This window comes from Serratia sp. ASV30 (genome assembly GCF_016428815.1).
In the GTDB taxonomy this organism is placed as follows: Bacteria; Pseudomonadota; Gammaproteobacteria; order Enterobacterales; family Enterobacteriaceae; genus Chania; species Chania fonticola_C.
Genome location: NZ_JAELTL010000022.1, coordinates 46,095 through 71,323, shown reverse-complemented (window position 1 = coordinate 71,323; position 25,229 = coordinate 46,095). Strand labels below are relative to the sequence as shown.

Here is a 25,229-nt window from a genome sequence, read left to right as displayed (position 1 = left end):
GCCCTATCCCTTGCCAAATTAAACAACTATAAAACAATTGTCATACATTTAACTGGCAATTGATTTTCATTCTTTATTCATTTGAATCTATATCAGAAATAATAGTCACTCTATTGAATAAATATTGCGGAACCTCACAGTTATCCCTCGCCAAATAAATAACTATGGCATAAATCGCCCACACCTCTTTAGGGTTACTCTGCGAAGACAGAGCCCGTACCGCCTGCATTGAGGAGCGATGAGCGCTAGCAGTTTTTTCTTTCTGACAAGGGACTCTCATGATCACATTGCAATTCGCAATTATTATTATCTGCCTATTAGTCGGCACCCGATTTGGCGGTATGGGGTTAGGCTTAATAAGTGGCATTGGCTTATTTCTGCTGTGTTTTATATTCGGTTTAGAACCAGGTAAACCTCCAGTAGATGTCATGCTCACCATTTTGGCGGTGATCGGCTGCGCCTCGGTGTTACAAACCGCTGGCGGTCTGAATGTCATGATGCAATATGCCGAGCGGCTACTGCGCCGCCACCCACAACACATCACCTTACTCGCCCCTTTTACCACCTGGACGCTGACCTTCCTGTGCGGTACCGGCCACGTGGTCTACACCATGTTCCCGATCATTTCTGATATCGCCATCAAAAAAGGGATCCGCCCTGAACGCCCTATGGCCGTCGCCTCTGTCGCCTCACAGATGGCCATCACCGCATCCCCGGTTTCTGTAGCCGTGGTATCACTGGTTTCGATCATTGCCGCCGGTCATGGGATCGGCAAAGCCTACTCGCTGCTGGAGATCCTGGCCGTTTCGATCCCGGCTTCGTTGGTCGGCGTATTGATGGCGGCATTGTGGAGCCTGCGTCGCGGCAAAGATCTGGATAAGGATGCGGATTTCCAGGCCAGGATCCAAGATCCGGAGCAGCGCACCTATATCTATGGCGGCACCGAAACTCTGCTCAATCAAACATTTCCCAAACAGGCATACTGGTCAACGCTGATCTTCTTCGGCGCTATCGCTATCGTGGTTATGCTCGGAGCCTTTGCCGATCTGCGTCCTTCCTTTGCCGATGCCAAGGGCGTATTGAAACCGCTGTCGATGAATCTGGTGATCCAGATGATGATGCTGATCGCCGGCGCCGTGATCTTGATGGGCTGTAAAGTCAAACCTAGCGATATCGCCAACGGTGCCGTGTTCAAAGCGGGAATGGTCGCCATCTTCTCGGTATTCGGTGTGGCATGGATGAGTGATACCTTCTTCCAGGCACATATGGGAGAGTTGAAGGTGGTGCTGGAAGACGTGGTGAAAAGCCAGCCCTGGACATACGCCATCGTCTTGTTCCTGGTTTCCAAACTGGTTAACAGCCAGGCCGCTGCCCTGGCCGCCGTTGCACCAATGGCCTTGCAGTTAGGTGTCGAACCTAAAATGTTGCTGGCCTTCTTCCCGGCGGCCTATGGTTACTTCGTGTTGCCCACCTACCCAAGCGATCTGGCCTGCATCGGTTTTGACCGTTCTGGCACCACTCGCATCGGTAAATTCATCATTAACCACAGCTTCATCATCCCTGGCCTGATCGGCGTGCTGTGCTCCTGCATCACCGGTTATCTGCTGGTGATGACCTTCCTTTAATCGCGTTTCTGCCGGCAACGGGCGATCCCCGTTGCCGCTATTAACACCGCCGCAAAAAGCCAACGGTATCACTAGACGAAAAGTGCATAAGTCCCCTGTTTAAACTAAAAACATAAGCTAACCAGGCCTATTTTTGTCCCCTCGGCGAATCGATATAATGTGACCGCAATCACTTATAATCACACTTAACTACTGGATCCAAAATGCACTCTTTACGCGCTTGTCGCGCCATTCCGCTGTTTTTTAGCTGCTTGACCGCCTTCACCAGTGTTTCCGTGTTCGCCGACAATACCCTCTTCACCGCGATGGACGATCCGGCCACCGCCAAGAAGCCGTTTGATGGTAATGTTCAAGCTGGCTATAACGCCCAGTCCGGCAACACACAGAACTCAAACCTGCTGGCCAACACCACCATGACCTGGTTTAACAGCGATACGGCTTACAGCCTGTGGGGCTCGGCGAACAATACCACCTCTTCCAACGTACGCTCCTCGGAGAAATACCAGGCCGGTGGCCGTACCCGTTATAATCTGACGGCTCGTAATTATATGTTTGGCCAGGTTGGCTGGTTGAACGATCGTTACAACGGTTACGATTCACGTTCTACGCTGACCGGAGGTTACGGGCGCCAGATCTTTAGCGACCCACGCCAGGACCTGCGTGTCGAATTCGGCCCAGGCGTTCGCCATGATGAATACCACGGCGGTGGCCGCACCACTCGCGCCCTGGCCTATGGCGCAGCCAACTATTCCTACAGACTGACAGACACGGCCCGCCTATCCGAAGGCCTGTCCGCTTTGGCGAACGACGAAACCACCGTTAACTCCGAAACCGCGTTAAACGTCTCCATCAATAACGACTTCGCCCTGCGGCTGGCCTACACGGTGGTCTACAACACCAAACCACCGGCCTCGGCACCGAAAAATACCGATACCACGACTTCAGTAACGCTGGTGTACGGTTTGTAATCTCGTCTTACAGCTCCGCGCAGTCCTTCTCTAAGCCCATAATTAATGGGCTTTTTTTATGCCCCCCCGCATTGATCATTTTGCTAAAAATAGTCCTATCCTTGCTTGACGACTTTAGCATTTTGATTAATACTGTATGCATATACAGTAATTGTTGCTAAGGTAAAAACCATGATAAACCCGGCAAATGAGGCCAGTATCGACTCGCTTATCGTGGCCGACCGTCGCGTTATCCTACAAAACAATCCGCTGCGACAGCAGATGTGGGGTTAATAGGATGGAGAGATTAACCTCATTCATTACCTACTCCGCAGCGCTGTTTCTCGCCTGGCTTGGCAAGCTCTCACCGCAGGATGTGGCCTTTCTGATCGGCGCGGCCGTAGGGATCGGCACCTTCCTGGTTAATTGGTACTACAGACGCAAGAGTCTGGAGATCCTCAAAAGCATCGAGCGCGATGCAGCAGCACGGAGACTTTTTGATGAATTCAATCGTTAAGCGTTGCAGCGCCCTGGCCATTCTGGCGATCGCCATGCTGCTGCCACAGGCTAATCAAATTAAAACTTCCGAACAAGGGCTGTACCTGATTGCCGATTTTGAGGGGTGCCAGTTAACCCCGTATCAATGCTCAGCAGGGGTTTGGACGCAAGGTGTCGGCCATACGGCCGGCGTTATTCCAGGTAAGTCCATCATGCCAGTGCAAGCGGCGGAAAACCTGCTGGAAGATATCCGCCGGGTAGAGAGCCGCATGGCGGCATGCCTGCCACAGCAGATGCCCCAGGCCACTTATGATGCCGTCATGGCGTTTGCCTTTAACGTCGGTACGGGGGCCGCCTGTCGCTCTACCCTGGTTTATTTCCTTAACCATGGCCAATGGCAACAGGCTTGCGATCAGTTACCACGCTGGATTTATGTCAATGGCGTCAAAAATCGCGGGCTGGAACGCCGCCGCGCCGCCGAACGTGAGCTGTGCCTCAAAGGTCTCAGCACGCCAAACACCACCAGTTTCCCAGGGAAAGAACAGCTCGCTCAGTAACTTTTTCGAGCATTGCTGACGAATAGTTTTTCACCGTTTTATCAAGAGGGGGTCTCTATGATGCATTGTCCACTGTGCGGTAGCGTGGCACACACTCGTTCCAGCCGCTATCTGAGTGAATCGACCAAAGAACGCTATCACCAATGCCGTAACATTAACTGCAGTTGTACCTTTGCCACCCATGAATCCGTGGCCCGGGTCATCGTTTCACCCGGCGACATCATTCCGGCGCAGCCGCACCCGCAAGAAGGCAAACAACGCGCCGCCGCGATGTAATGAAAAAAAGGGGTTACCATCTGGTAATCCCTTGGTTTCAAACCAATGCCACCAGAATAACGATAATCCAACCAGGACGAATAGATGGTAAGCTTTGGAGAACCGGGTCTTTGAGATGATAGGGAGATCAAATGCAACAGTTGGTCTTGGAACACTGGAGTTTTCATTCGCCAAAAACGACACGGCAAATTGTTGTTCCTGATGGCTGTCGGGATTTAATTTTCCTGACTGACAGGAATGGGCGACAGGAGATAAAGATCACTGAGATCGACACCTGCGCCTATGGCGTGGAAAGCGCTGCAGGGGACCATTATGAGGGTTTCCGGTTTCAGCCAGATTGTGTTATCGATGAGGGCAAGTTATTCCATTACCTCAACGCTTCCCGATTAACTCCGGACCATCCAACATTACAGTCCATCATTCACGATACCGTTCGTGTAGATACGCAGCTTGCCGAAACATTGCTGTCGTTACGGCTTGCCAACTCTCTGACTCAGGCAAGCCAGGAGTTGGGGATCAGCGTTCGTACTCTGGAACGGCTGGTGAAGAACAAAACCGGCAAGAGCCCGTTATTCTGGCTTCGTCTATTACGGATGAGAAGAACTGCATCAGTGCTAACTGCCTGCGAATGTGTCCCCCTGACAGAAATCGCGCTGAACAGTGGCTATTGTGACCAATCGCACATGAACAGGGAGTTCCAGCATTGGTTAGGGATCACGCCTGCCGCATTCCGTATCAATCCCCATTGGCAACAGGCGTTTGGTGAAGGCTACGATTAAGCCATTACAGAACAGATCTCGACAAGGTTATGCTCTGGATCTGCCACATAGCATATCGTTTGCCCCCAGGGCATGTGCTGAATATCTTCGACCAGCACCGCACCGGCATCCAGCGCCGTTTTCAGCGCTTTCGGCACATCGTCGGTAGTGAAGGCAATTTCAAACACCGGATGATTATAATCACTTTTAGCGCTCTTTTTGTCCTGCCCTGCCAGCAACTCTCTTGAGCAAAATGACAGCCGCGTGGCGCCGGTAGCCAATTCTCCCCAGTCCCCGCTTTCATGCAAACAATGGATCTCAAAGCCAAAGGCTCGATGATAGAAATCCATCGTTTGCTGCACGTTATCAACATATAAAATCGTATAGGCAAATTGCATTGCATGCGCTCCAATCAATGGTCAGTGGCTGCAGTTTAAAAAAACCAGTGCCTCTTCGTATTGGATAAATACGACAGTTAGTGTTCAAAGGCTACTCTTTAGTGTCAAAGTAGGCATCAGACAGCACGCCTTATGTTATGCCCCACGTAAAATCCAACAGCGGAGCTAACGGCCATGTTCACCAAACTGCGTACCACGCGCTATATGAAAAACCACGGCAGCAATGATGCCGCCGTAGTGAAGGACAAGGAAAGGTCATGACTGGGTATCAGTCAAGCCGAAGCAGTATTGCTGGAAAACACATTACTCGCACATTTACTGGCAAGATAATACGGGTTTATAACATCACTTTTTCCACGGGATCATTCTAATCAACGTATTATCCCGCATAATGTAATGATGAAATATTGCAGCAAATGCATGAAGGCCTATGATGAAATAACCTGTATTCGCGATAAACTCATGGATGTCTTTCAAAGTATGCTGCATATCACTACTCTGGTCATTGCTTACAGGCATAGCGTAAGAGAAAAATGACCACTCAACCCTGCCGTAATAAAGAGACAGGACGCCAAGTAGCGGTAAGCTGATAAACATAAGATAGAGAATGCCATGTACTGCCTTGGATAGCGCTATTTGCCAATGTGGCGGGGTTGGCGTAATCTCAGGATCCTTGTGCATAACCTTCAAAATTATACGTAATAACATCAATAGCATAACGCTCAAACCGAATGTATAGTGAAGGGTTTTAATCCACTCTCGAGCACTACTCCCTTTGGGGGCAATTCCTTTTAGCTCCATGGTAGCATAAGCGAGTACGATGAGAATAAAAACAACCCAATGAAATAAAATCTGGCTAGGTGAAAACTTTTTTTTCATTATTAATCCTATTCAAGTAAAGTTTGAATTTTCATTAACCCAATCGACATTGAGAGTTAGACGATAAAACCAACCGCATCCCATTGAAATTAAACAAAAAAAATAACACCGTAGAATATTGATGGTATCAATTCATTAATACTCGTACGCCTTCTGCTAACCGGTAACTCTCTGACTCAACGTTAGCTAATAAAATTATTTATCAAGATGCTATGCTTGATACAGACATGCTAGTAGTCAATCAGTTATCAACTTCATGATTTAGGGCTAGCAGTAAAAATTTTCTTGCCAAGTGTAGACAGATGGCATATTTAAATATCTTAAAGTCATCATTTCTCCCTTGCGATTGGTGTTAGTCTAGCCGCCATAACTTAAGAAGACCTTAAGGAGATAAAAGTTGTCATTCAATAACCGTACATTGTTAGTTATTCACTGAAAGATGATATGAGACACGATAAAATGATTAATGAAAGTAATAATGAATCTCATGTGCGTTTCCATGCTGCACGAAAAAGTACATGGGTAAGTGTAGTTGTTAATTGCTTCTTAACATTGGGGCAGATTATTACCGGGATCTTCTCCGGTTCTCAGGGATTGATTGCGGATGGAATACATTCACTCTCAGATCTCATCGCAGATTTTGTTGTTATCGTTGCAAATAATAAAAGTAAAAAAGAACCTGATGAGGATCATAATTATGGCCACTTTCGGTATGAGAATGGAGCTTCATTAATTCTAGGCTCTCTATTGTTCATTGTAGGCCTTGGTATGTTATGGTCTGCGATCAACAAAATCCACAATCCTGATACTATTCCTCAAGTTCATATTATTGCGCTATGGGTGGCCTTGATAGCATTAGTTTTCAAAGAGTTACTTTTTAGGTATATGTTAGCCGTAGCGACGCGAGTTAAGTCAAGCATGTTGGTTGCTAATGCTTGGCACGCACGCTCTGATGCAGCCTCATCGTTGGTCGTTGCTCTGGGGATTATTGGTAATTTATTGGGCTTTAAATTCCTCGATCCTGTTGCAGCACTCATAGTTGGCCTTATAGTTGCCAAAATGGGATATTCATTTATGTCAGATTCACTGCACGACTTAATGGACAAAGCGGTCGATAGTGATACTGAGAAAGAAATAAAATCAACATTATTAGCCACGGAGGGAGTGTTGGGTGTTCATGATTTTAAAACAAGGAAGGTAGGTGACCTGATTATTGTTGATGTACACTTGGATATTGATAGTCATTTATCAGTTAAAGAGGGGCATGATATTGCTGTCAACGCAAGGAAGAGAGTATTAGAGAATCACAGAGTATTAAATGTTATGACTCATGTAGATCCCTATTGTAATAGTTCCAATCAGTAGAGGAGGTACTTTCGGCGATAACTGCCCCTGTCGCCGTCGCTTATCATCTCGATGATTAAGTGACGTTAACGAGATCAGTAATCTGCCAGGAGTTTCAGTTCTCTGTGAACCGATCATTTAGGCCAGCCGTCAACTGTTTTACTGTTGTACGCATAGTAGAGCCAGCCCTGACGGCCTTGTTGCCACCAGATCTCCAGCACTCATCAAGTTCGCCAGATAATGGAGTTAACACCGACTGTTATCCTTCTTGGGAGATCACGACATCCGTTCTGCGTGTCACCCAACAAAAAAAGGGGATTACCATGACGGTAATCCCCTTATAACTATTAACTTTTGGATGCAGCGTTAGTTAACGCGGTTCAGACGCTCTTTGATACGAGCAGACTTACCAGTACGTTCACGCAGGTAGTACAGTTTGGCTTGACGAACGGCACCACGACGTTTAACAGTAATGCTGTCGATTACTGGGGAGTGAGTCTGGAATACACGCTCAACACCTTCGCCGTTGGAAATCTTACGAACAGTGAATGCAGAGTGCAGACCGCGGTTACGAATAGCGATAACCACGCCCTCGAATGCCTGCAGACGTTTTTTGGTACCTTCAACGACCCATACCTTCACTTCCACGGAATCACCCGGACGGAATGCAGGTACGTCTTGCTTCATCTGCTCTTGTTCAATTTGCTTAATAATGTTGCTCATAATATGTCTCTTACCCTAGGTAAACTGATATATCGGTCTCGTCGAGACAACGCTCAGACGTTCCCTTCATAGTCCTGTTACTTAGCCCGATGTTCCCGTTGGAACTCGGCCAGCAACACCTCTTGCTCGTCAGTCAGAGCTAGGCTTTCTAGAAGTTCAGGTCTTCTAAGCCAGGTACGGCCCAGCGACTGCTTTAAGCGCCAGCGACGTATCTCGGCATGGTTGCCCGACAGCAGAACTGGCGGAACCTCCATCCCTTCTAACACCTCCGGGCGGGTATAGTGCGGGCAGTCCAGCAATCCCTCAGCGAAAGAATCTTCTTCTGCCGAAGCCTGATGGCCCAGAACACCCGGTATAAAGCGGGCGACCGAGTCTATCAGGGTCATTGCCGGTAGTTCACCGCCGCTGAGAACGTAATCGCCGATTGACCATTCTTCGTCAATTTCGGTTTGGATCACGCGCTCGTCTATCCCTTCGTAACGGCCACATACCAGGATCATCTTCTGGTTAGCCGCCAGTTCGCGCACACCGGTTTGATCCAGCTTGCGCCCCTGAGGTGACAGATAAATCACCTTTGCTCCCTCGCCTGCCGCTGCTTTTGCTGCATGAATAGCTTCCCGCAAGGGTTGCACCATCATCAGCATTCCCGGGCCGCCGCCATAAGGGCGATCGTCCACGGTACGATGCCGGTCGTAGGTGAAGTCACGCGGACTCCAACACTGCACGCTCAGCAGGCCATTTTTTACTGCCCGGCTAGTTACCCCGTAATCGGTGATTGCGCGAAACATCTCAGGAAACAGGCTTACGATACCAATGAACACCAGCCAATCCCCATTTTGTTATTCCACTTGCTTCGACCATTAAATCCGGAGGTCAAAAACCAGGATCCCACTCAGCCTCGATAATCTTGGCGGCGAGATCGACTTTCTTGATAACCTGCCCATGAAGAAACGGGACCAACCGCTCCTTCATACCGAATGCATCTTTCAGGTTTGCCCGCACGACCATTACGTCGTTAGAACCGGTTTCCATCATATCGATGACTTTACCCAGCTCGTATCCGGAAGTGGTGACTACCTGGCAGCCCATAAGGTCTTTCCAGTAGTAATCATCGCCTTCCAGCGGAGGCAACTGCTCGGAATCTACGACAATTTCGCAATTGGTCAGTAAATTCGCAGCATCCCGATCGTCAATGCCTTTGACCTTGATGATCAGATCCTGACTGTGGCGTTTCCAGTCTTCCAACTCGACAAACTGCCACTGACCAGAGCGCTGGATTAACCAGGGCTGATAGTCAAATATGCTTTCGGCGTTCTCGGTGGATGAAAACACTCTGAGCCAACCACGGATGCCGTAAGTAGACCCCATCTTACCGAGTACAATCGGCTGCTTAGGTGCTACCGGTTTGAGTTGCTTGCTCATTGCCACCACCGCGACAGATTAAGCTGCTTTCTTAGCGTCTTTGATCAGCGCGTGAACGCGATCAGAAACGGTAGCACCCAGACCAACCCAGTGCTCAATGCGATCCAGGTCCAGACGCAGTGCTTCAGCCTGACCAGATGCGATTGGGTTGAAGAAACCTACACGCTCGATGAAACGACCATCACGAGCATTGCGGCTGTCGGTCACTACTACTTGATAGAACGGACGCTTTTTAGCGCCGCCACGTGCCAAACGAATTGTTACCATAACATCCTCTTTAGTTAATAAAACAGCCGGGCCCCATTGAGGGACGGGGCCCGGTTGCAATATAAAAAGCCCGAAAATTTTACTCATTTTGGCGCAAAAAGCAATCTAAAGCGTAGATTGCCGGTAATTCGTTTTTGCACCATCACGCTCTCGGACAGGTTTTACCGTGATCGGTAAATCGGCAAACCCGCCACAGCCTTGCTGCGGCGTGGTTTTAACGGCCTGGGAAGCCCGGCGGCATCATACCTTTCATGCCACGCATCATCTTCGCCATTCCGCCTTTTTTCATCTTTTTCATCATGCGCTGCATATCGTCGAATTGTTTTAACAACCGATTAACATCCTGCACCTGCATGCCGGAGCCCATCGCAATACGACGTTTGCGAGAACCCTTGATAATTTCCGGCTTGGCACGCTCTTTCAGCGTCATTGAGTTAATGATCGCCTCCATGCGTACCAGCACTTTGTCATCCATCTGCGATTTGACGTTGTCTGGCAGTTGGCCAGCGCCCGGCAGTTTGCTCAACATGCTGGCCATACCGCCCATATTACGCATCTGCTTAAGCTGGTCGAGAAAGTCGGTCAGATCGAAACCATCGCCCTTCTTCAGCTTGCTAGCCAGTTTTTCCGCTTGTGCGCGGTCAACCTTGCTCTCTATATCTTCGATCAGCGACAGCACGTCGCCCATGCCGAGAATACGTGAGGCTACGCGATCCGGATGGAATGGCTCCAGCGCGTCGGTTTTCTCACCCACACCGAGGAATTTGATCGGCTTGCCGGTAATGTGGCGAATAGACAACGCCGCACCGCCGCGCGCATCACCATCGACCTTGGTCAGCACGACGCCGGTCAACGGCAGCGCTTCGTTAAAGGCCTTGGCGGTGTTGGCCGCATCCTGGCCGGTCATGGCGTCGACCACAAACAGGGTTTCCACCGGCTTGATCGCCGCATGTACCTGTTTGATTTCGTCCATCATCGCTTCATCTACGTGCAGGCGGCCCGCGGTATCGACGATCAGTACGTCGTAGAACTTCAGCTTGGCCTGTTGCAGCGCACGGTTAACGATGTCGATCGGTTTTTCTTTCACGTCTGACGGGAAGAAGTCGATGCCGACACCTTCCGCCAGGGTTTCCAACTGCCGGATCGCCGCAGGGCGATACACGTCGGCAGAAACCACCAAGACTTTTTTCTTCTGCTTTTCTTTCAGGAATTTGCCGAGCTTGGCCACGCTGGTGGTTTTACCCGCACCTTGCAGGCCCGCCATCAGCACCACCGCCGGTGGCTGCGCCGCCAGGTTCAGCTCGGTGTTCACTTCGCCCATCGCGGCAATCAGCTCGCTCTTGACGATTTTGACGAATTCCTGGCCCGGCGTCAGGCTTTTGTTAACTTCATGCCCAACCGCGCTCTCTTTCACACGGTTGATGAAGTCACGCACGACCGGCAGCGCAACGTCCGCTTCCAGCAATGCCATACGCACTTCACGCAGGGTTTCTTTAATGTTCTCTTCGGTCAGCCGCCCGCGGCCGCTGATATTGCGCAGGGTGCGCGACAATCGATCGGTTAAATTTTCAAACATCGTCTCATGCTCAACGTAAGAGTCAGGCCGCAGTGGCGACACAATTGCGGCGATTATAACACGTTGCTACAACGATCTCTGCCTCAGCGTTGGAGATTGGTTGGAGTAGGGGCCGCTCAACGTTATACTGGCATTCCAATTAACCATGCCGATGCTAAATAACGCTATGCCAGTATTCTCTCTTGTGGCTTTGATGGCCTACCTGCTCAGCCTTGGACTGATCATTCCCAGTTTGTTGCGGAAGAATAGCGCATACCGTCGGCTGGCGCTGGTCTCGGCCGTGGTGGCGCTGGTCTGCCATGCCATTGCCCTCCAGCAGCGCATTTTTGACGTCAGCGCCGGGCAAAATCTCAGCCTGCTGAACATTGGCTCCATCGTTGGCCTGATTATCTGTTCGGTGATGACTTACGTCGCCTCCCGAGATCGCGGCTGGTTCCTGCTGCCGATCGTCTACAGCTTTGCGATGATCAACCTGGCGTTTGCCAGCTTTCTGCCTGGGGAGTTTATTACCCATCTGGAAGCCAGCCCGGAACTGATGGTGCATATCGGCCTGGCGCTGTTCTCTTACTCCACTCTGATTATTGCCACGCTGTACGCCCTGCAACTCGCCTGGCTTGATTACCTGCTGAAACATAAAAAACTCAGTTTCAGTGCCGATATGCCGCCGCTGATGAGTATTGAGCGTAAGATGTTTCATATCACCCAGATCGGTGTGGTGTTGCTGACGCTGACGCTGTGTACCGGGCTGCTGTATATGGACAACCTGTTTAGCAAAGAGAACGTGCATAAGGCCGTGCTGTCCATCATGGCGTGGTTTGTTTATATCGTGCTGCTGTGGGGCCATTATCACGAGGGCTGGCGTGGCCGCCGCGTGGTCTGGTTCAGCTTTGCCGGCTCTTTTCTGCTTACCATGGCCTACTTCGGGAGCCGCCTGCTCCAGGAACTGATGATGGTGCGCTAAGTCTGGCCCGGCGCTCCATCGTCCGCCAAGGCACTCTTCTCCCCCAACATAAGGAATACCGCGTTGGAGCACGTTTCGACAGAGACCCTCATTTTCATTTTGGTGATTATGGTCGCGGTCTCCGCTTATTTTTCAGCATCCGAAACCGGCATGATGACGCTCAACCGCTATCGTCTGCGCCACCTGTCCAAACAGGGCAACCGTGCCGCACGCCGGGTAGAGAAGCTGCTGCAAAAACCTGACCGCCTGATTGGCCTGGTGCTGATTGGCAACAACCTGGTCAATATCCTGGCCTCTGCGCTGGGGACCATTGTCGGGATGCGCCTGTATGGCGATATTGGCGTGGCAATCGCCACCGGGGTGCTGACCTTTGTCGTACTGCTGTTCGCCGAAGTGTTACCCAAAACCTTTGCCGCTCTCTATCCTGAGCGAATTGCCTTCCCTAGCAGCTTCCTGCTGGCACCGCTGCAAAAAGTCATGTTCCCACTGGTGTGGCTGCTCAATGGCATTACTACCCTGGTGCTGCGGATTTTCGGCATCCGCACCAACGTACGTATCAGCGGCGCGTTGAGTAAAGAGGAGCTACGAACCATTGTGAACGAGTCCCAGTCAAAGATTTCGCGCCGTAATCAGGACATGCTGATTTCTGTGCTGGATCTGGAGAAGGTGACGGTGGAAGACATCATGGTGCCGCGCAATGAGATCGTCGGGATTGATATCAACGACGACTGGAAGTCGATCATGCGCCAACTGACACACTCCCCACATGGCCGCATCGTGTTGTACCGCGAGTCACTGGACGACTCCATCAGCATGCTGCGCGTACGCGAAGCCTACCGGCTGATGACCGAGAAAAAAGAGTTCAACAAAGAGAACCTGCTGCGGGCAGCCGATGAGATCTACTACGTGCCAGAGGGCACACCACTCAACGTTCAACTGGTGAAATTCCAGCGTAACAAAGAGAAGGTCGGCATCGTGGTCGATGAGTATGGTGATATCCAGGGGCTGGTGACGGTTGAGGATATCCTCGAAGAAATCGTCGGCGACTTCACCACCTCAATGTCACCTACGCTGGCAGAGGAAGTCAATCCACAGAGCGATGGCTCGGTATTGATCGACGGCAGTGCCAACGTGCGTGAGCTTAACAAGGCCTTCAACTGGACGCTGCCAGCCACCGAGGCCAGAACCATCAACGGCATGCTGCTTGAAGAGCTGGAGGAGATCCCCAGCATCGGGACCAGGGTGCGCATCAGCCACTATGATATTGATATCCTCGACGTGCAGGACAATATGATCAAGCAGGTGCGCGTCACGCCGATTAAATCCTTACAGGCCAGCGTGCAGAACCACTAGATACAAGCCAAAGAAAAAGACGCTTTCGCGTCTTTTTTCACTGTGTTTTTGCACCAAATCTAGATGTGCAGCTCTTGCAGCTTATCTTTCGGCAATGCCAGCTCTTCGTTATGGTTCACTACCACGCCGTGCTCAAGAATATGCTTGGCAATTTCCTGCGCCTCTTCCAGCGAGTGCATATGGTAAGTACCGCATTGGAACTCATTGAGTTCAGGGATCTTGCGCTGGTCAGTCACCTTCAGGACGTCCGCCATCGCGGCTTGCCAGGCATCGGCCACGCGCTGCTCTTCCGGTACGCCAATCAGGCTCATATAAAAGCCGGTACGGCAGCCCATTGGCGAGATATCGATGATCTCCACGCCGTTACCGTTCAGGTGGTCGCGCATGAAGCCAGCGAACAGGTGTTCCAAGGTATGGATCCCACGCTCTGGCATCACTTCCAGATTCGGCCGACAGAAACGCAGATCGAATACGGTGATGGTATCCCCATGGGGGGTTTGCATGGTTTTAGCAACGCGGACAGCCGGCGCCGCCATGCGAGTATGATCTACGGTAAAGCTATCCAGCAGTGGCATGTCATCACCTCTTGGTAAAATGAATTTATTTCGAAACTTTTTTCGTACCGATGAAACCTTTTCCAACCCTGCGGGTCTTAATCTATGAAAGACGCGCATTTGTTATCATCATCACTGTTTTCAGAGATGTGTATTTGGCCACAGTGATGTGGCCTTTTTCTTTTTCAGCCCCCGCCGTTTTCCTTCAGGAACTGTTCAAAGCTTAGCGTATCACTGGCTTCTATGTCGCGCTGGCGCTGCCACGAGGCTTGCTGCTCCTGAGCGAGTTGCCCTTCGGTCAGCAGTTCCAACGGCTCCGCAATCAGCATTTTGCGATATTTTTCCGCCAGTTCCAGGCCAACGTTACCGGTGCCTTGGGCTTTCATTTGCTTGAGGATACGGGCCGAGAACGTCAGCTCCGGATCGTCAAACGCCGCCACCAGTTGTTCACAGACCTGCTGATATTGTCGATCGCCCGCTTCACTGTCCAACACTTCGGCCACGCGCTTCAGATCGCCAAACAGCGCTTTGCCGACCTTATCCAACGGTTCACGAGTATCGTTACAGCCGATGCCAATGGTCTGGCCTGGCTTACGCCCTTCCAGGATCACCCGATTCCAGTTTTTACGAGTGCACAGCAACTCATCGCTGCTCATTTCTGGCGCATCCGCCAATACGCACCACACCAGGAACAGATCCAGGAAACGCGCCTGTACCGCATCCACACCGATTGGCGAGAATGGGTTGATGTCCAGCGAGCGCACCTCGATATATTCGATACCGCCGCGTAACAGCGCATCTGACGGTGTCTCACCGCTATGGGTGACGCGTTTTGGCCGGATCGGGGCATAGAGTTCGTTTTCTATCTGTAACACGTTGCTGTTAAGTTGCAGATAACGATCGCCCTCTTTCACTCCCAGCTTGGCATAGTCTTCTGAAGGCGTCGCAATAGCGCGTTTCAGACCTTGCACATAGGTTTGCAGATCGTTAAAGGTAATGCCCAGATTGCTCTGCGACTTATTGGTATAGCCCAGATCGCTCAGGCGCAGCGAGGTGGCATAAGGCAAATAGCACATGCCCCGTTCATTACGCTCAAACGGCAAATCGGTTTCCCGGCCTTTGAGGAACGAGGAACAGATGGCTGGCGATGCCCCGAACAGATATGGGATCACCCAACCAAAGCGGTAGTAGTTGCGGATCAGGCGGAAATATCCCGCAGAGATCTGCTCTTTGCCACTCTCTTCATCCTCAACGCCAGCCCACGCCTGCCAAAATTCCAGCGGCAGGGAGAAGTTGTAGTGCACCCCGGAAATGGTTTGCATCAACGCGCCGTAGCGGTTCTTCAACCCTTCCCGGTACAGCGTTTTCATCCGGCCAATGTTGGAGGTCCCAAATTGCGCCAGTTCGATATCCTGCTCGGCGTTGATAAAGCACGGCATGCTCAACGGCCACATGCGCTCATCACCCAGATTGCGCGCCACGTGACGATGGATATCGCGCAGGAACGTCAACAAGTGATCGAGGTCATCATCAACCGGTGTAATAAATTCTAATAGCGCCTCGGCAAAGTCCGTGGTGATCCAATGGTGCGTTAATGCCGCCCCCAGTTGTTCTGGATGACCCGTGCTGGCAAGCGTGCCATCCGCGGTTACCCGCAGTGTTTCACGCTCAATACCGCGCCGGATCCCTTTTAATGCATGAGGGTGGGCTTCCAACCAAGAAAGCGCCTGTGATACGTCCGGGATCAAATTGACCTCCCGCTTCTAAAAACGATAGCTGTAAGCATACTGAATCCGCTCCCTAGAGAATATTGAGTTATATTCACTTGGTTAATGCCACCAGGCGATACCCTGCAGCGTAATCATCGTCAAGATGATGTAACGCAACGCTTTTCCGATACACAGAAACAGCGTAACGGCGCCCCATGGCATGCGCAGCCAGCCTGCCAACACGCACAATAAATCGCCCACAACCGGCACCCAACTGAGCAACAGCGCAGCCGGGCCAAAGCGTTGTAACCAACCAAGAGCCGTTTCCAGCCCGCGTTGTGGTTTCAACGCCGGTAACAGGCGCCCGATAATGACGTTGGTCAACCCACCCAGGGTATTTCCCAACGTTGCAGCCAGCACCAGTAAACCTGGTGAAGCGCTGCTGTTGGTCAACAACGCAACCAACACGATCTCTGAATTGCCAGGCAACAGCGTCGCACTAAGGAAGCTGCTGCCAAACAGCGACATGACCGCCAGCGTACTACTCACAACGTGCGAACGTCCACCACGGCCATATTGGCGCTTCTGGCGGCCTGAATGCCGAAATCGGCATCTTCAAACACCACACAGTGCTCAGGAGGCACGCCGATCAACTCAGCACAGCGCAGGAAAGTATCCGGCTCCGGCTTGTGACGTTGAACATCATCCGCCCCGACGATGGCATCAAAGCAGTCGAACAGCCCTAAATGACGCAGTAACATCTCCGCCATCCGGTGCTCACTGCCCGTCCCTACCGCCATGGGACGACGGCCATGGTAAGACTTCACCACCTCAATCAGCGGTAACGGGCGCACCGTGTCTAATAGCATGCTTTCTACCGCGCGGGTTTTCTCGGCGGCCAGCTTATGAGGATCGAGATCGGCCTGATGTGCGGCAATCACCGCCTGAGCAATGCGCCAGGTAGGTGAGCCGTTCAGCCCTGTCATGGCGGCTGCATCAAACTTCATTCCGTAACGTGCCAACACCTCGTGCCACGCCTTGAGGTGCGTTGGCTCGGTGTCCAGAATGGTACCGTCCATGTCGAAGATCAGACCCTGATAGCGATCGTACATCGTGACTCCATGACCATTGAGCAAAGAAAGCTACTTTAGCGTAAAGCCGAAAGGTTGTCGCTGCCAGAGCATGACGGAAAATGCGGTGTAGAAGAGAGCTTATAAGAAGCAAAGACGGAAGCTGGAAAGCAGAAAACGAAAAACCCGCCGAAGCGGGTTTCTCTATAATATGGTGCATCCAGGAGGATTATTCAGCGCAAGCGCTTCACCCGTTGGGCTGTTGCAGTGCAACATTATCCTCCCTATTGCTACCTTCCATATTGTATCTATCTACAAGTTAGCGCTCGCGATAGGTACATTATAATATGGTGCATCCAGGAGGATTCGAACCTCCGACCGCTCGGTTCGTAGCCGAGTACTCTATCCAGCTGAGCTATGGATGCAGTTTTATTTTTTAGCGATGGGTTTCGTTCCGTGAAACTTCACTTGAAGAATGGTGCATCCAGGAGGATTCGAACCTCCGACCGCTCGGTTCGTAGCCGAGTACTCTATCCAGCTGAGCTATGGATGCACAGGAATTCTTTTTTGATACCGTATGGTATGTCGTTACTACCCCACCATACTGCAAAATATGGTGCATCCAGGAGGATTACTCAGCGTAATCGCTTCGCCCGCAGGGCCGTTGCTAAAGCAACGTTATTCCCCTTTGTGCTACCTTTCAGCTCGCATTCATCTGTGAGCTAAACACTCTCAGACAAACACTTAGTAATATGGTGCATCCAGGAGGATTCGAACCTCCGACCGCTCGGTTCGTAGCCGAGTACTCTATCCAGCTGAGCTATGGATGCAAATGGCGGTGAGGCGGGGATTCGAACCCCGGATGCAGCTTTTGACCGCATACTCCCTTAGCAGGGGAGCGCCTTCAGCCTCTCGGCCACCTCACCAGTACGCTTCTTGCGAATTGTGCCTAACTTGCTTTAAAGAAGCTCATCGGCACTGCGTGGCGCACATATTACTTTCGTGGGTTTATAAGTCAAACAATTTTTCCCAACTCTTGCGCGTTTGCACAAATCACAGGCAACATGAGTGATTTCACGGCAAAAAGAGTGCTTTATCAACAAGAAAATGCCGTGTTACCGCGGATAAGAGTTTGATCGCAGGAGAAAGATTATTGTCAAAAAAGTGGGGGCAGATAACGATAAGTGTGAAAAGGAGGGGGAAAGCGGGTCAGTAAAAGCAAGAAGCGTCTCGTTATAGAACGAGACGCTACTTAGAAATCAGTAAGTCGTCTGTTGAGACTTCTCGGCCTGGATGCGCTGATAGATTTCTTCGCGGTGAACAGACACCTCTTTGGGGGCATTCACACCAATACGAACTTGGTTGCCTTTAACCCCTAGCACTGTGACCGTAACCTCATCGCCAATCATGAGGGTTTCACCAACTCGACGAGTCAGAATTAACATTCTTTGCTCCTTGAAAGATTAAAAGAGTCGGGTCTCTCAGTTTCCCCGCCATTATCCATTATATGCAGTGAAAACGTAAGTCAAGAACCCACAATAAATGTAAGCAGACTTGGTGTCACTCCAGATTAAGAATAAGTTTAGCCGACCTGGAAAACTTTGTTCCCGCAATTGTCACTACATTGTGTTAGCACAGTCTAAAAACGCCATAAGCCACAGTGGCTTACGGCGTCAGTAACGCGCCTATTTATTTATATTCACAGTTTCGCGGCCACCCAGGCCTCTACGCTGTTTAATGCCGCTGGCAAGGCGTTGGCATCACTGCCCCCAGCCATTGCCATATCAGGGCGTCCACCGCCCTTACCGCCAACCTGCTGTGCGATGTTGCCGATCAGCTCGCCGGCCTTAACCCGGTCGGTCAGATCTTTGGTAACACCCGCAATCAGGCTGACTTTGCCTTCTTCCACCGTGGCTAACACGATGATCGCAGAACCCAGCTGATTTTTAAGATCGTCAACCATGGTACGCAGGATCTTCGGCTCAACGTTATCCAACTGGCTGACCAGCAGCTTCACGCCATTGACCAGCGTAGCCTTACTCGACAACGAAGCGCTTTCCTGTGCAGCTTGCTGATCTTTCAGCTGCTGCAGCTCTTTTTCCAGTGCACGAGTGCGATCGAGCACCGCACGCACCTTATCACTGAGGTTATTGCTGTCACCCTTCACCAAGTGAGCAACATCTTGTAACAGGTCACTTTGCTGATGCAAGGTCGCTATCGCCCCTTCACCCGTTACAGCTTCAATACGGCGGATACCGGCTGCTGTACCAGATTCACTCTGGATGCGGAACAGGCCGATGTCACCGGTACGGTTGGCATGCGTACCGCCACACAGTTCGGTAGAGAAATCGCCCATGGTCAGCACACGCACGTGATCATCATACTTCTCGCCAAACAGCGCCATCGCGCCTTTCTCTTTGGCATCGTCCAACGCCATCACTTCGGTCTGCACCGACAGGTTACGACGGATCTGCTGGTTAACCAAATCTTCTACCGCGCGGATTTGTTCTGGCTTCATCGCTTCGGAGTGTGAGAAGTCAAAACGCAGGTACTTGTCGTTAACCAACGAGCCTTTTTGCGCTACGTGCTCACCCAGGATCTGGCGCAATGCCGCATGCAACAGGTGAGTAGCGGAGTGGTTCAGGCGGATACGGTTACGGCGTTCGCTGTCGATCACTGCATCAACGCGGTCATTCAGCTTCAGCGAGCCGCTAGCCAGCTTGCCCAGATGACCGATAGCCTGGCCATATTTCTGCGCATCGCTCACGACGAATTCGCTGCCAGCCGTTTTCAGCACGCCTTTATCGCCGACCTGACCACCCGATTCGCCATAGAATGGCGTTTCGTCCAGCACCACCACGGCTTCTTCACCCGCATGGATCTCAGCCACCGGCTGACCATCACGGAACAGTGCGGTAACTTTCGCCTGTTGCTCTTCGCGATCGTAACCATTGAACTGGCTTGCGCCGTCAACACGGATCAGACTGTTGTAGTCCGCGCCAAAACCGCTGGACTCACGCGCACGGCGGCGTTGAGCCTCCATCGCCAGCTCAAAGCCTTGCTCATCAACCTTAAGGCCACGCTCACGGCAGACGTCGGCGGTCAGATCCACTGGGAAACCGTAGGTATCATACAAACGGAATGCCGTTTCGCCATCCAGGGTATCGCCCTGCAGCTTGGCCAGTTCGTCGTCCAGCAGCGCCAAACCGCGCTCCAGCGTACGGGCAAACTGTTCTTCTTCGGATTTCAGTACCTGCTCAACCTGAGCCTGCTGGCGTTTCAGCTCGTCAGCAGCCGGGCCCATCACTTCGATCAACGGAGCAACCAGCTTGTAGAAGAAGGTATCCTTCGCGCCCAACATGTTGCCATGACGGATCGCGCGGCGAATGATACGGCGCAGCACGTAGCCACGGTTTTCATTCGACGGGATCACGCCATCGGCGATCAGGAAGGCACAAGAACGGATATGGTCCGCAATCACGCGCAGCGACTTGTTACCCATATCGGTTGCGCCGGTCAGTTTAGCGACGGCGGCAATCAGGGTGGTGAACAGATCGATTTCGTAGTTGGAATTGACATGTTGCAGCACCGCAGCGATACGCTCGAGGCCCATACCGGTATCCACCGAAGGCTTCGGTAACGGCAGCATGGTGCCATCAGACTGACGGTTGAACTGCATGAACACGATGTTCCAGATCTCGATATAGCGATCGCCATCTTCTTCCGGGCTACCCGGAGGGCCACCCCAGATATGATCGCCGTGGTCGAAGAAGATCTCGGTGCACGGGCCGCATGGGCCGGTGTCGCCCATCTGCCAGAAGTTATCGGAAGCAAAGGCCGCACCTTTGTTATCGCCGATGCGGATGATACGTTCCGCAGGCACGCCAATCTGCTTCTGCCAGATGTCGAAGGCTTCATCATCGGTCTCATAGACGGTGACCCACAGCTTTTCTTTCGGCAGGTTGAACCAGTTTTCACCGGTCAGCAGTTCCCACGCGTAGCTGATGGCATCGTGCTTGAAATAGTCACCGAAGCTGAAGTTGCCCAACATTTCAAAGAAAGTATGGTGACGGGCGGTATAGCCGACGTTTTCCAGATCGTTGTGCTTGCCACCGGCACGCACGCAACGCTGTGAAGTGGTGGCACGCGAGTAGGCGCGCTTGTCCAGCCCCAGGAAAACGTCTTTAAATTGGTTCATGCCGGCATTGGTAAACAGCAATGTCGGATCATTGTTAGGTACCAGGGAGCTGCTTGCTACAACCTGGTGGCCTTTACTATGAAAGAAATCGAGAAACGCTTGACGGATCTCAGCGGTGCTCTTGCTCATAATTTTCCCGGAAAGACTAGAATAACGATGCGTGAAAGAGGCTCGACATCCTGACGATATCCTCTGGCTCACGAACTAAATGTGGGGATAAGATAAATTTTCTTCGGGGGGAAGTAAAACACCGTGTGCATTCATTGCTCAAAATCACGGTAAATCGACTGAATTTCCTCCTGGAAGAAGCCACGATAGAGCAGATAGCGCAGCACCTTGGCCTTCTCTTTCCATTCTACCGGTAACGGATCGCCAAATTTGCGCAGCGCGATCTCCCTGGCTTGCTCACACCAGTCAATTTCGCATTCCGCCAATGCGTCCTGCACTATCTCTTTATCCACACCCTTTTGCATCAGTTCTGAGCGAATGCGTTGCGCGCCATATCCCTTGCGGCTGCGGCTGGCGATAAAGCTATTGGCAAAACGCCGATCGTCCAGCCAGTTATGCTGGTAGCAATAGCTAATTACCTGTTCAATGATTGCGGGATCGACGGGCTCTTCGGGGGGTTCTGTAGGGGATTTGCTACCGAATCTGGCGTTCGCCATAAATGGCTGCGCCGCAAGTTTGCGGCGCAGTTCGGCTTCACTATGATCGCGTTGGGACAATAACCGCATCGCACGGCTAATCAACGTATTTTGCTGATTACCAGCAGATTGGGAACCTACGTCATTCATATCTGCAAGCCTTGGTGATCGGTCTACGCCCTAACGGGCGTATACCCACCGGCAAAGATTAAAACTCTTCGCTGGTTTCTGCTTCGTTATCATCGGCCTGCTCGGCGCTCGCAGCAACTGCTTCACCATTGCTGTGCAGCAACAGGTCGCGCAGTTTTTTGTCCAGTTCCGCAGCAATGGCCGGGTTTTCTTTCAGGAAGTTACAGGCATTGGACTTACCTTGACCGATCTTCTCACCATTGTAGCTATACCAGGCACCGGCCTTCTCGATCATCTTGTGCTTCACGCCCAGATCGACCAGTTCGCCACGGCTGTTGATCCCTTCGCCATACAGGATCTGGAACTCTGCCTGTTTGAACGGCGCAGCGATTTTGTTCTTCACCACTTTCACGCGGGTTTCGCTGCCGATCACTTCATCACCTTCTTTGATCGCACCGATACGGCGGATATCCAGACGGACAGAAGCGTAGAACTTCAGGGCGTTACCCCCGGTGGTGGTTTCCGGGTTACCGAACATCACGCCAATTTTCATACGGATCTGGTTGATGAAGATCAGCAAGGTGTTGGCGTTCTTCAGGTTACCGGCCAATTTACGCATGGCCTGGCTCATCATACGTGCCGCCAGCCCCATATGTGAGTCACCGATTTCGCCTTCAATTTCCGCTTTCGGCGTCAGCGCCGCTACGGAGTCGACGATGATGACGTCAACCGCGCCGGAACGGGTCAGCGCATCACAGATTTCCAGCGCCTGCTCGCCGGTATCCGGCTGAGAACACAGCAGGTTATCGATATCCACGCCCAGCTTCTTGGCGTAGATAGGATCCAGCGCATGCTCGGCATCGATAAACGCACAGGTCTTACCTTCGCGCTGCGCGGCGGCAATAACTTGCAGAGTCAGGGTGGTTTTACCGGAGGATTCCGGGCCATAAATCTCGACGATACGGCCCATTGGCAAGCCACCTGCACCCAGTGCAATATCGAGTGACAGCGAGCCGGTGGAGATCGTTTCTACGTCCATGGAGCGGTCTTCACCCAGACGCATGATGGAGCCTTTGCCGAACTGTTTCTCAATCTGGCCCAGTGCCGCAGCTAACGCCTTTTGCTTGTTCTCATCAATAGCCATTTTTGCTCCTTCGTTGCGCAATGTCAGAGTGACTCACATTGCCGCTGAATGTATGTTGTGCAGGAAATTGTCGCTAATTATACTGTATGGTCATACAGTATCAAGCCTAATTTTACAAAAATTCATCAAGCGCCGTTTGCAGCGCAAAAAGGGTTGCCTGCAGGCGCACCGCATCGCGATCGCCGGTAAATTGCATTTTGCGTGCCAGCACCCGGCCGGAACGTTCGGCAAAACCAAACCAGACGGTACCTACCGGTTTTTCCACGCTGCCACCGTCTGGACCAGCAATGCCGCTGACCGAAAGCGCCAGATCGGCCTTGGCTGCGTGCATCGCGCCCTGCGCCATCTCACGCACCACTTCCTCACTGACCGCGCCATGAGCCTGCAGGGTCGCTTCCGCCACCCCTAGCAGTTCGTGCTTTGCCGCGTTGCTGTAAGTGACAAAGCCGCGATCGAAATAGGCCGAGCTGCCAGCGATATCGGTAATTGTCTTGGCAATACCTCCGCCCGTACAGGACTCTGCGCAGCTGATCCAACGCCCACTGTCCTTTAGCCTTTGTCCGACGGCAATACTGAGCTCACGCAACCGTTTCTCACTCATGGCCTCTCCTTTTAATCAATCAAGGTATATGCGCCTGATGGTAGCATTTATCAAGCCTCTGCGGCATTTTACCGGCCGAAATGCCAAGCGCTTCGCAGTGCTGCGGTTTTAAGCCGTTGTACTAACTGCTAGTATCGGGGATACGTCCAGCTTGTTGCGGCAAACCCATTTGCCTCAATCTTCGACTAAAACAGGAAGGCCGAGTGAAAAAAACGTTAGGTGTATTCTTTCCGCTGTATACCACCACCCTGCTGATGCTGCTGGGTTCAGGGTTACTGACCACCTACATTTCCCTGCGGTTAACCTCCATCAACGTCAGTGGCGCCCTGATCGGGGCCATTATCGCCGCCAACTACATCGGCCTGGTGATCGGTGGCAAGGTCGGCCACTTTCTGATTGCCCGCGTAGGGCATATCCGCGCCTATGTCTCCTGCGCCGGGATCATTACCGCAGCGGTGCTGGGCCACGGCCTGACGGAATACATCCCGGTTTGGGTGGTACTGAGGCTGATTATCGGCCTATGTATGATGTGCCAGTACATGGTGCTGGAGAGCTGGCTGAACGATCAGTCCGAATCCAATCAGCGCGGCATGGTATTCGGCTTTTATATGGCGGCCTCTTATCTTGGCATGTCGCTGGGGCAGATCGTATTGATGCTGCAAGCCAACCTTGGCATCAGCACGCTGCTGCTCATCGCGCTGTGTTTTTCCCTTTGCCTGGTGCCGATTGCTCTGACAACCCGCACCAATGCCCGACATATGTCGCCCGCCCCCATGGAGCTGCGCTATTTTGTGCACGCCATCCCTAAAGTGTTGGCCACCACGCTGGTGATCGGCATGGTGGTAGGTTCCTTCTACGGGCTGGCGCCGGTATATGCCAGCCAGCAGGCATTAACCACTCAGCAAACCGGTCTGTTTATGGCGATTGCTATCTTTGCCGGGCTGGTGGCGCAGTTTCCGCTGAGCTGGCTGTCAGACCGTTACAACCGTACGCTGCTGATGCGGGTTAACGCACTACTGCTGGTGATTGCCGCCTTGCCACTCGCCCTATTGCCCCATATCGATTTCCCGGTGTTACTGATCGTCGGCTTCATGGTCAGCATGTTGCAGTTCACCCTGTATCCGCTGGCGGTAGCGCTGGCCAACGACATGATTGAGCCAGAACGTCGCGTTTCCCTGGCTGCCTGCTTGCTCATGGCGTTTGGCGTGGGGGCCAGCATCGGGCCGCTGGCCGTCGGTGCGTTGATCCAGCCTTTGGGTGGGAACATCCTGTACGTGTTTTTCGCGCTGTGTGGTCTGTTGATTATGGCTTGCAGCAGAACGGTCAAACAGGATGAGTCGCAGTTTGTACAGGATGCGCCAGTGCCCCATATCGCCATGCCAGACAGCCTCTCCAGTTCCCCCCTTTCCCCGGCATTAAACCCGACGTTCGATGAGCAGACCATTCAAGATACGATGCCCGCGCCGGAGGCCGCTCCCGATCCGCTAGCAGAAGCTCCATTGACTGAATCGCTCACGGAAGAAGAGCCTGCCCATCCTCAAGGTGCGGATCCTGAAGAAGACACCGGGCTGAAAAAAGCCTACACCATGCTATAGG

26 protein-coding genes and 4 tRNA genes are annotated in these 25,229 nt (G+C 52.0%); 10 read left to right on the top strand and 20 right to left on the bottom strand.

Going from position 1 to position 25,229, the window contains the following annotated elements; genetic code table 11:
• The first annotated feature begins 278 nt into the window (after positions 1 to 278).
• The 6 genes from JHD74_RS12205 to JHD74_RS12180 all read left to right on the top strand — a co-directional run bounded on the left by JHD74_RS12205 (position 279) and on the right by JHD74_RS12180 (position 4,682).
• Positions 279 to 1,625: an anaerobic C4-dicarboxylate transporter gene (locus JHD74_RS12205; protein WP_024530740.1), complete on the top strand. Its 1,347-nt coding sequence runs from the start codon at positions 279 to 281 to the stop codon at positions 1,623 to 1,625.
• Positions 1,626 to 1,828: 203 nt separating this feature from the next.
• A complete protein-coding gene (locus tag JHD74_RS12200) occupies positions 1,829 to 2,593 on the top strand; it encodes a YdiY family protein (RefSeq protein ID WP_024530739.1) in 765 nt (254 codons plus the stop codon).
• A 277-nt stretch (positions 2,594 to 2,870) separates the two neighbouring features.
• Positions 2,871 to 3,089 carry a holin gene (locus JHD74_RS12195; protein ID WP_024530738.1) on the top strand — a complete coding sequence of 73 codons (219 nt, stop codon included), beginning with the start codon at positions 2,871 to 2,873 and terminating at the stop codon, positions 3,087 to 3,089.
• Positions 3,073 to 3,627, top strand: a complete 555-nt coding sequence (locus JHD74_RS12190) for a lysozyme (RefSeq protein ID WP_024530737.1) — start codon at positions 3,073 to 3,075, stop codon at positions 3,625 to 3,627. Before JHD74_RS12195 ends, JHD74_RS12190 begins: the two co-directional genes overlap by 17 nt.
• Positions 3,628 to 3,684: 57 nt before the next feature.
• A complete protein-coding gene (locus JHD74_RS12185; RefSeq protein WP_025120391.1) occupies positions 3,685 to 3,903 on the top strand; it encodes an ogr/Delta-like zinc finger family protein in 219 nt (72 codons plus the stop codon).
• 131 nt (positions 3,904 to 4,034) lie between these two features.
• Entirely contained in the window at positions 4,035 to 4,682 is a 648-nt protein-coding gene (locus JHD74_RS12180) for a helix-turn-helix domain-containing protein (RefSeq protein WP_024530736.1), read from the top strand.
• Here JHD74_RS12180 and JHD74_RS12175 read toward each other — a convergent pair.
• The gene (locus tag JHD74_RS12175; RefSeq protein ID WP_199062790.1) at positions 4,679 to 5,059 is read right to left on the bottom strand and encodes a VOC family protein; all 381 of its coding nucleotides are present in this window, start codon (positions 5,057 to 5,059) and stop codon (positions 4,679 to 4,681) included. The genes JHD74_RS12180 and JHD74_RS12175 overlap by 4 nt on opposite strands.
• A 345-nt stretch (positions 5,060 to 5,404) precedes the next feature.
• Positions 5,405 to 5,938 carry a cytochrome b561 gene (gene cybB / locus JHD74_RS12170; protein WP_024530734.1) on the bottom strand — a complete coding sequence of 178 codons (534 nt, stop codon included), beginning with the start codon at positions 5,936 to 5,938 and terminating at the stop codon, positions 5,405 to 5,407.
• A gap of 444 nt (positions 5,939 to 6,382) precedes the next feature.
• Here cybB and JHD74_RS12165 point away from each other — a divergent pair, with 444 nt between their 5' ends.
• Entirely contained in the window at positions 6,383 to 7,303 is a 921-nt protein-coding gene (locus JHD74_RS12165) for a cation diffusion facilitator family transporter (RefSeq protein ID WP_024530733.1), read from the top strand.
• Positions 7,304 to 7,648: 345 nt separating this feature from the next.
• Here JHD74_RS12165 and rplS read toward each other — a convergent pair whose 3' ends face one another.
• From rplS to ffh, 5 genes are all read right to left on the bottom strand, one after another.
• Positions 7,649 to 8,005 carry a 50S ribosomal protein L19 gene (gene rplS, locus JHD74_RS12160; protein WP_024485183.1) on the bottom strand — a complete coding sequence of 119 codons (357 nt, stop codon included), beginning with the start codon at positions 8,003 to 8,005 and terminating at the stop codon, positions 7,649 to 7,651.
• Positions 8,006 to 8,082: 77 nt separating this feature from the next.
• Positions 8,083 to 8,826 (bottom strand): tRNA (guanosine(37)-N1)-methyltransferase TrmD, encoded by a 744-nt coding sequence (trmD, locus tag JHD74_RS12155; RefSeq protein WP_021182185.1) that lies wholly within the window; start codon positions 8,824 to 8,826, stop codon positions 8,083 to 8,085.
• 52 nt (positions 8,827 to 8,878) lie between these two features.
• On the bottom strand, positions 8,879 to 9,427 hold the full coding sequence (gene rimM, locus JHD74_RS12150; protein ID WP_021182184.1) for a ribosome maturation factor RimM: 549 nt from the start codon (positions 9,425 to 9,427) through the stop codon (positions 8,879 to 8,881).
• Between the two features lie 18 nt (positions 9,428 to 9,445).
• A complete protein-coding gene (rpsP, locus tag JHD74_RS12145) occupies positions 9,446 to 9,694 on the bottom strand; it encodes a 30S ribosomal protein S16 (protein WP_004932501.1) in 249 nt (82 codons plus the stop codon).
• A 214-nt stretch (positions 9,695 to 9,908) separates the two neighbouring features.
• The gene (gene ffh / locus JHD74_RS12140) at positions 9,909 to 11,270 is read right to left on the bottom strand and encodes a signal recognition particle protein (protein WP_021182183.1); all 1,362 of its coding nucleotides are present in this window, start codon (positions 11,268 to 11,270) and stop codon (positions 9,909 to 9,911) included.
• Between the two features lie 166 nt (positions 11,271 to 11,436).
• Between ffh and JHD74_RS12135 the strand changes: the two genes are divergently transcribed.
• Both JHD74_RS12135 and JHD74_RS12130 read left to right on the top strand, forming a co-directional pair.
• Positions 11,437 to 12,231 (top strand): inner membrane protein YpjD, encoded by a 795-nt coding sequence (locus JHD74_RS12135; RefSeq protein ID WP_024530732.1) that lies wholly within the window; start codon positions 11,437 to 11,439, stop codon positions 12,229 to 12,231.
• A 63-nt stretch (positions 12,232 to 12,294) separates the two neighbouring features.
• The gene (locus JHD74_RS12130; protein ID WP_199062789.1) at positions 12,295 to 13,584 is read left to right on the top strand and encodes an HlyC/CorC family transporter; all 1,290 of its coding nucleotides are present in this window, start codon (positions 12,295 to 12,297) and stop codon (positions 13,582 to 13,584) included.
• A 59-nt stretch (positions 13,585 to 13,643) separates the two neighbouring features.
• On the opposite strand, the gene luxS is transcribed toward JHD74_RS12130, so the two are convergent.
• From luxS to pncC, 13 genes are all read right to left on the bottom strand, one after another.
• On the bottom strand, positions 13,644 to 14,159 hold the full coding sequence (gene luxS / locus JHD74_RS12125; protein WP_021182180.1) for an S-ribosylhomocysteine lyase: 516 nt from the start codon (positions 14,157 to 14,159) through the stop codon (positions 13,644 to 13,646).
• 164 nt (positions 14,160 to 14,323) lie between these two features.
• A complete protein-coding gene (gene gshA / locus JHD74_RS12120; RefSeq protein ID WP_199062788.1) occupies positions 14,324 to 15,886 on the bottom strand; it encodes a glutamate--cysteine ligase in 1,563 nt (520 codons plus the stop codon).
• 81 nt (positions 15,887 to 15,967) lie between these two features.
• Entirely contained in the window at positions 15,968 to 16,396 is a 429-nt protein-coding gene (locus JHD74_RS12115) for a YqaA family protein (RefSeq protein ID WP_024530730.1), read from the bottom strand.
• Positions 16,393 to 16,959, bottom strand: coding sequence for a fructose-1-phosphate/6-phosphogluconate phosphatase (yqaB, locus tag JHD74_RS12110; protein ID WP_199062787.1), 567 nt, complete (start codon positions 16,957 to 16,959; stop codon positions 16,393 to 16,395). Before yqaB ends, JHD74_RS12115 begins: the two co-directional genes overlap by 4 nt.
• A gap of 306 nt (positions 16,960 to 17,265) precedes the next feature.
• Positions 17,266 to 17,342 (bottom strand) — tRNA-Arg (locus JHD74_RS12105).
• 51 nt (positions 17,343 to 17,393) lie between these two features.
• Positions 17,394 to 17,470 (bottom strand) — tRNA-Arg (locus tag JHD74_RS12100).
• A gap of 200 nt (positions 17,471 to 17,670) precedes the next feature.
• Positions 17,671 to 17,747: transfer RNA gene (locus JHD74_RS12095), tRNA-Arg, on the bottom strand.
• A 3-nt stretch (positions 17,748 to 17,750) separates the two neighbouring features.
• Positions 17,751 to 17,843: transfer RNA gene (locus JHD74_RS12090), tRNA-Ser, on the bottom strand.
• Between the two features lie 333 nt (positions 17,844 to 18,176).
• Positions 18,177 to 18,362, bottom strand: coding sequence for a carbon storage regulator CsrA (gene csrA, locus JHD74_RS12085; RefSeq protein ID WP_004091602.1), 186 nt, complete (start codon positions 18,360 to 18,362; stop codon positions 18,177 to 18,179).
• A gap of 254 nt (positions 18,363 to 18,616) precedes the next feature.
• A complete protein-coding gene (gene alaS, locus JHD74_RS12080) occupies positions 18,617 to 21,244 on the bottom strand; it encodes an alanine--tRNA ligase (RefSeq protein WP_074032101.1) in 2,628 nt (875 codons plus the stop codon).
• A 131-nt stretch (positions 21,245 to 21,375) separates the two neighbouring features.
• Positions 21,376 to 21,909 (bottom strand): recombination regulator RecX, encoded by a 534-nt coding sequence (gene recX, locus JHD74_RS12075; RefSeq protein ID WP_199062786.1) that lies wholly within the window; start codon positions 21,907 to 21,909, stop codon positions 21,376 to 21,378.
• A 58-nt stretch (positions 21,910 to 21,967) separates the two neighbouring features.
• Complete coding sequence (gene recA, locus JHD74_RS12070; protein WP_024530727.1) at positions 21,968 to 23,032, bottom strand: recombinase RecA; 1,065 nt, start codon at positions 23,030 to 23,032, stop codon at positions 21,968 to 21,970.
• Positions 23,033 to 23,144: 112 nt separating this feature from the next.
• Complete coding sequence (gene pncC, locus JHD74_RS12065) at positions 23,145 to 23,633, bottom strand: nicotinamide-nucleotide amidase (RefSeq protein WP_199062785.1); 489 nt, start codon at positions 23,631 to 23,633, stop codon at positions 23,145 to 23,147.
• Between the two features lie 203 nt (positions 23,634 to 23,836).
• Here pncC and JHD74_RS12060 point away from each other — a divergent pair, with 203 nt between their 5' ends.
• Entirely contained in the window at positions 23,837 to 25,228 is a 1,392-nt protein-coding gene (locus JHD74_RS12060) for an MFS transporter (protein WP_074032097.1), read from the top strand.
• Position 25,229: the final 1 nt, after the last annotated feature.

Coding starts and splice junctions, on each gene's coding strand:
- JHD74_RS12205 (WP_024530740.1), top strand. CDS start 279: ATGATCACATTGCAATTCGCAATTATTATTATCTGCCTATTAGTCGGC.
- JHD74_RS12200 (WP_024530739.1), top strand. CDS start 1,829: ATGCACTCTTTACGCGCTTGTCGCGCCATTCCGCTGTTTTTTAGCTGC.
- JHD74_RS12195 (WP_024530738.1), top strand. CDS start 2,871: ATGGAGAGATTAACCTCATTCATTACCTACTCCGCAGCGCTGTTTCTC.
- JHD74_RS12190 (WP_024530737.1), top strand. CDS start 3,073: ATGAATTCAATCGTTAAGCGTTGCAGCGCCCTGGCCATTCTGGCGATC.
- JHD74_RS12185 (WP_025120391.1), top strand. CDS start 3,685: ATGATGCATTGTCCACTGTGCGGTAGCGTGGCACACACTCGTTCCAGC.
- JHD74_RS12180 (WP_024530736.1), top strand. CDS start 4,035: ATGCAACAGTTGGTCTTGGAACACTGGAGTTTTCATTCGCCAAAAACG.
- JHD74_RS12175 (WP_199062790.1), bottom strand. CDS start 5,059: ATGCAATTTGCCTATACGATTTTATATGTTGATAACGTGCAGCAAACG.
- cybB (WP_024530734.1), bottom strand. CDS start 5,938: ATGAAAAAAAAGTTTTCACCTAGCCAGATTTTATTTCATTGGGTTGTT.
- JHD74_RS12165 (WP_024530733.1), top strand. CDS start 6,383: ATGAGACACGATAAAATGATTAATGAAAGTAATAATGAATCTCATGTG.
- rplS (WP_024485183.1), bottom strand. CDS start 8,005: ATGAGCAACATTATTAAGCAAATTGAACAAGAGCAGATGAAGCAAGAC.
- rimM (WP_021182184.1), bottom strand. CDS start 9,427: ATGAGCAAGCAACTCAAACCGGTAGCACCTAAGCAGCCGATTGTACTC.
- rpsP (WP_004932501.1), bottom strand. CDS start 9,694: ATGGTAACAATTCGTTTGGCACGTGGCGGCGCTAAAAAGCGTCCGTTC.
- ffh (WP_021182183.1), bottom strand. CDS start 11,270: ATGTTTGAAAATTTAACCGATCGATTGTCGCGCACCCTGCGCAATATC.
- JHD74_RS12135 (WP_024530732.1), top strand. CDS start 11,437: ATGCCAGTATTCTCTCTTGTGGCTTTGATGGCCTACCTGCTCAGCCTT.
- luxS (WP_021182180.1), bottom strand. CDS start 14,159: ATGCCACTGCTGGATAGCTTTACCGTAGATCATACTCGCATGGCGGCG.
- yqaB (WP_199062787.1), bottom strand. CDS start 16,959: ATGTACGATCGCTATCAGGGTCTGATCTTCGACATGGACGGTACCATT.
- csrA (WP_004091602.1), bottom strand. CDS start 18,362: ATGTTAATTCTGACTCGTCGAGTTGGTGAAACCCTCATGATTGGCGAT.
- alaS (WP_074032101.1), bottom strand. CDS start 21,244: ATGAGCAAGAGCACCGCTGAGATCCGTCAAGCGTTTCTCGATTTCTTT.
- recX (WP_199062786.1), bottom strand. CDS start 21,909: ATGAATGACGTAGGTTCCCAATCTGCTGGTAATCAGCAAAATACGTTG.
- recA (WP_024530727.1), bottom strand. CDS start 23,032: ATGGCTATTGATGAGAACAAGCAAAAGGCGTTAGCTGCGGCACTGGGC.
- pncC (WP_199062785.1), bottom strand. CDS start 23,633: ATGAGTGAGAAACGGTTGCGTGAGCTCAGTATTGCCGTCGGACAAAGG.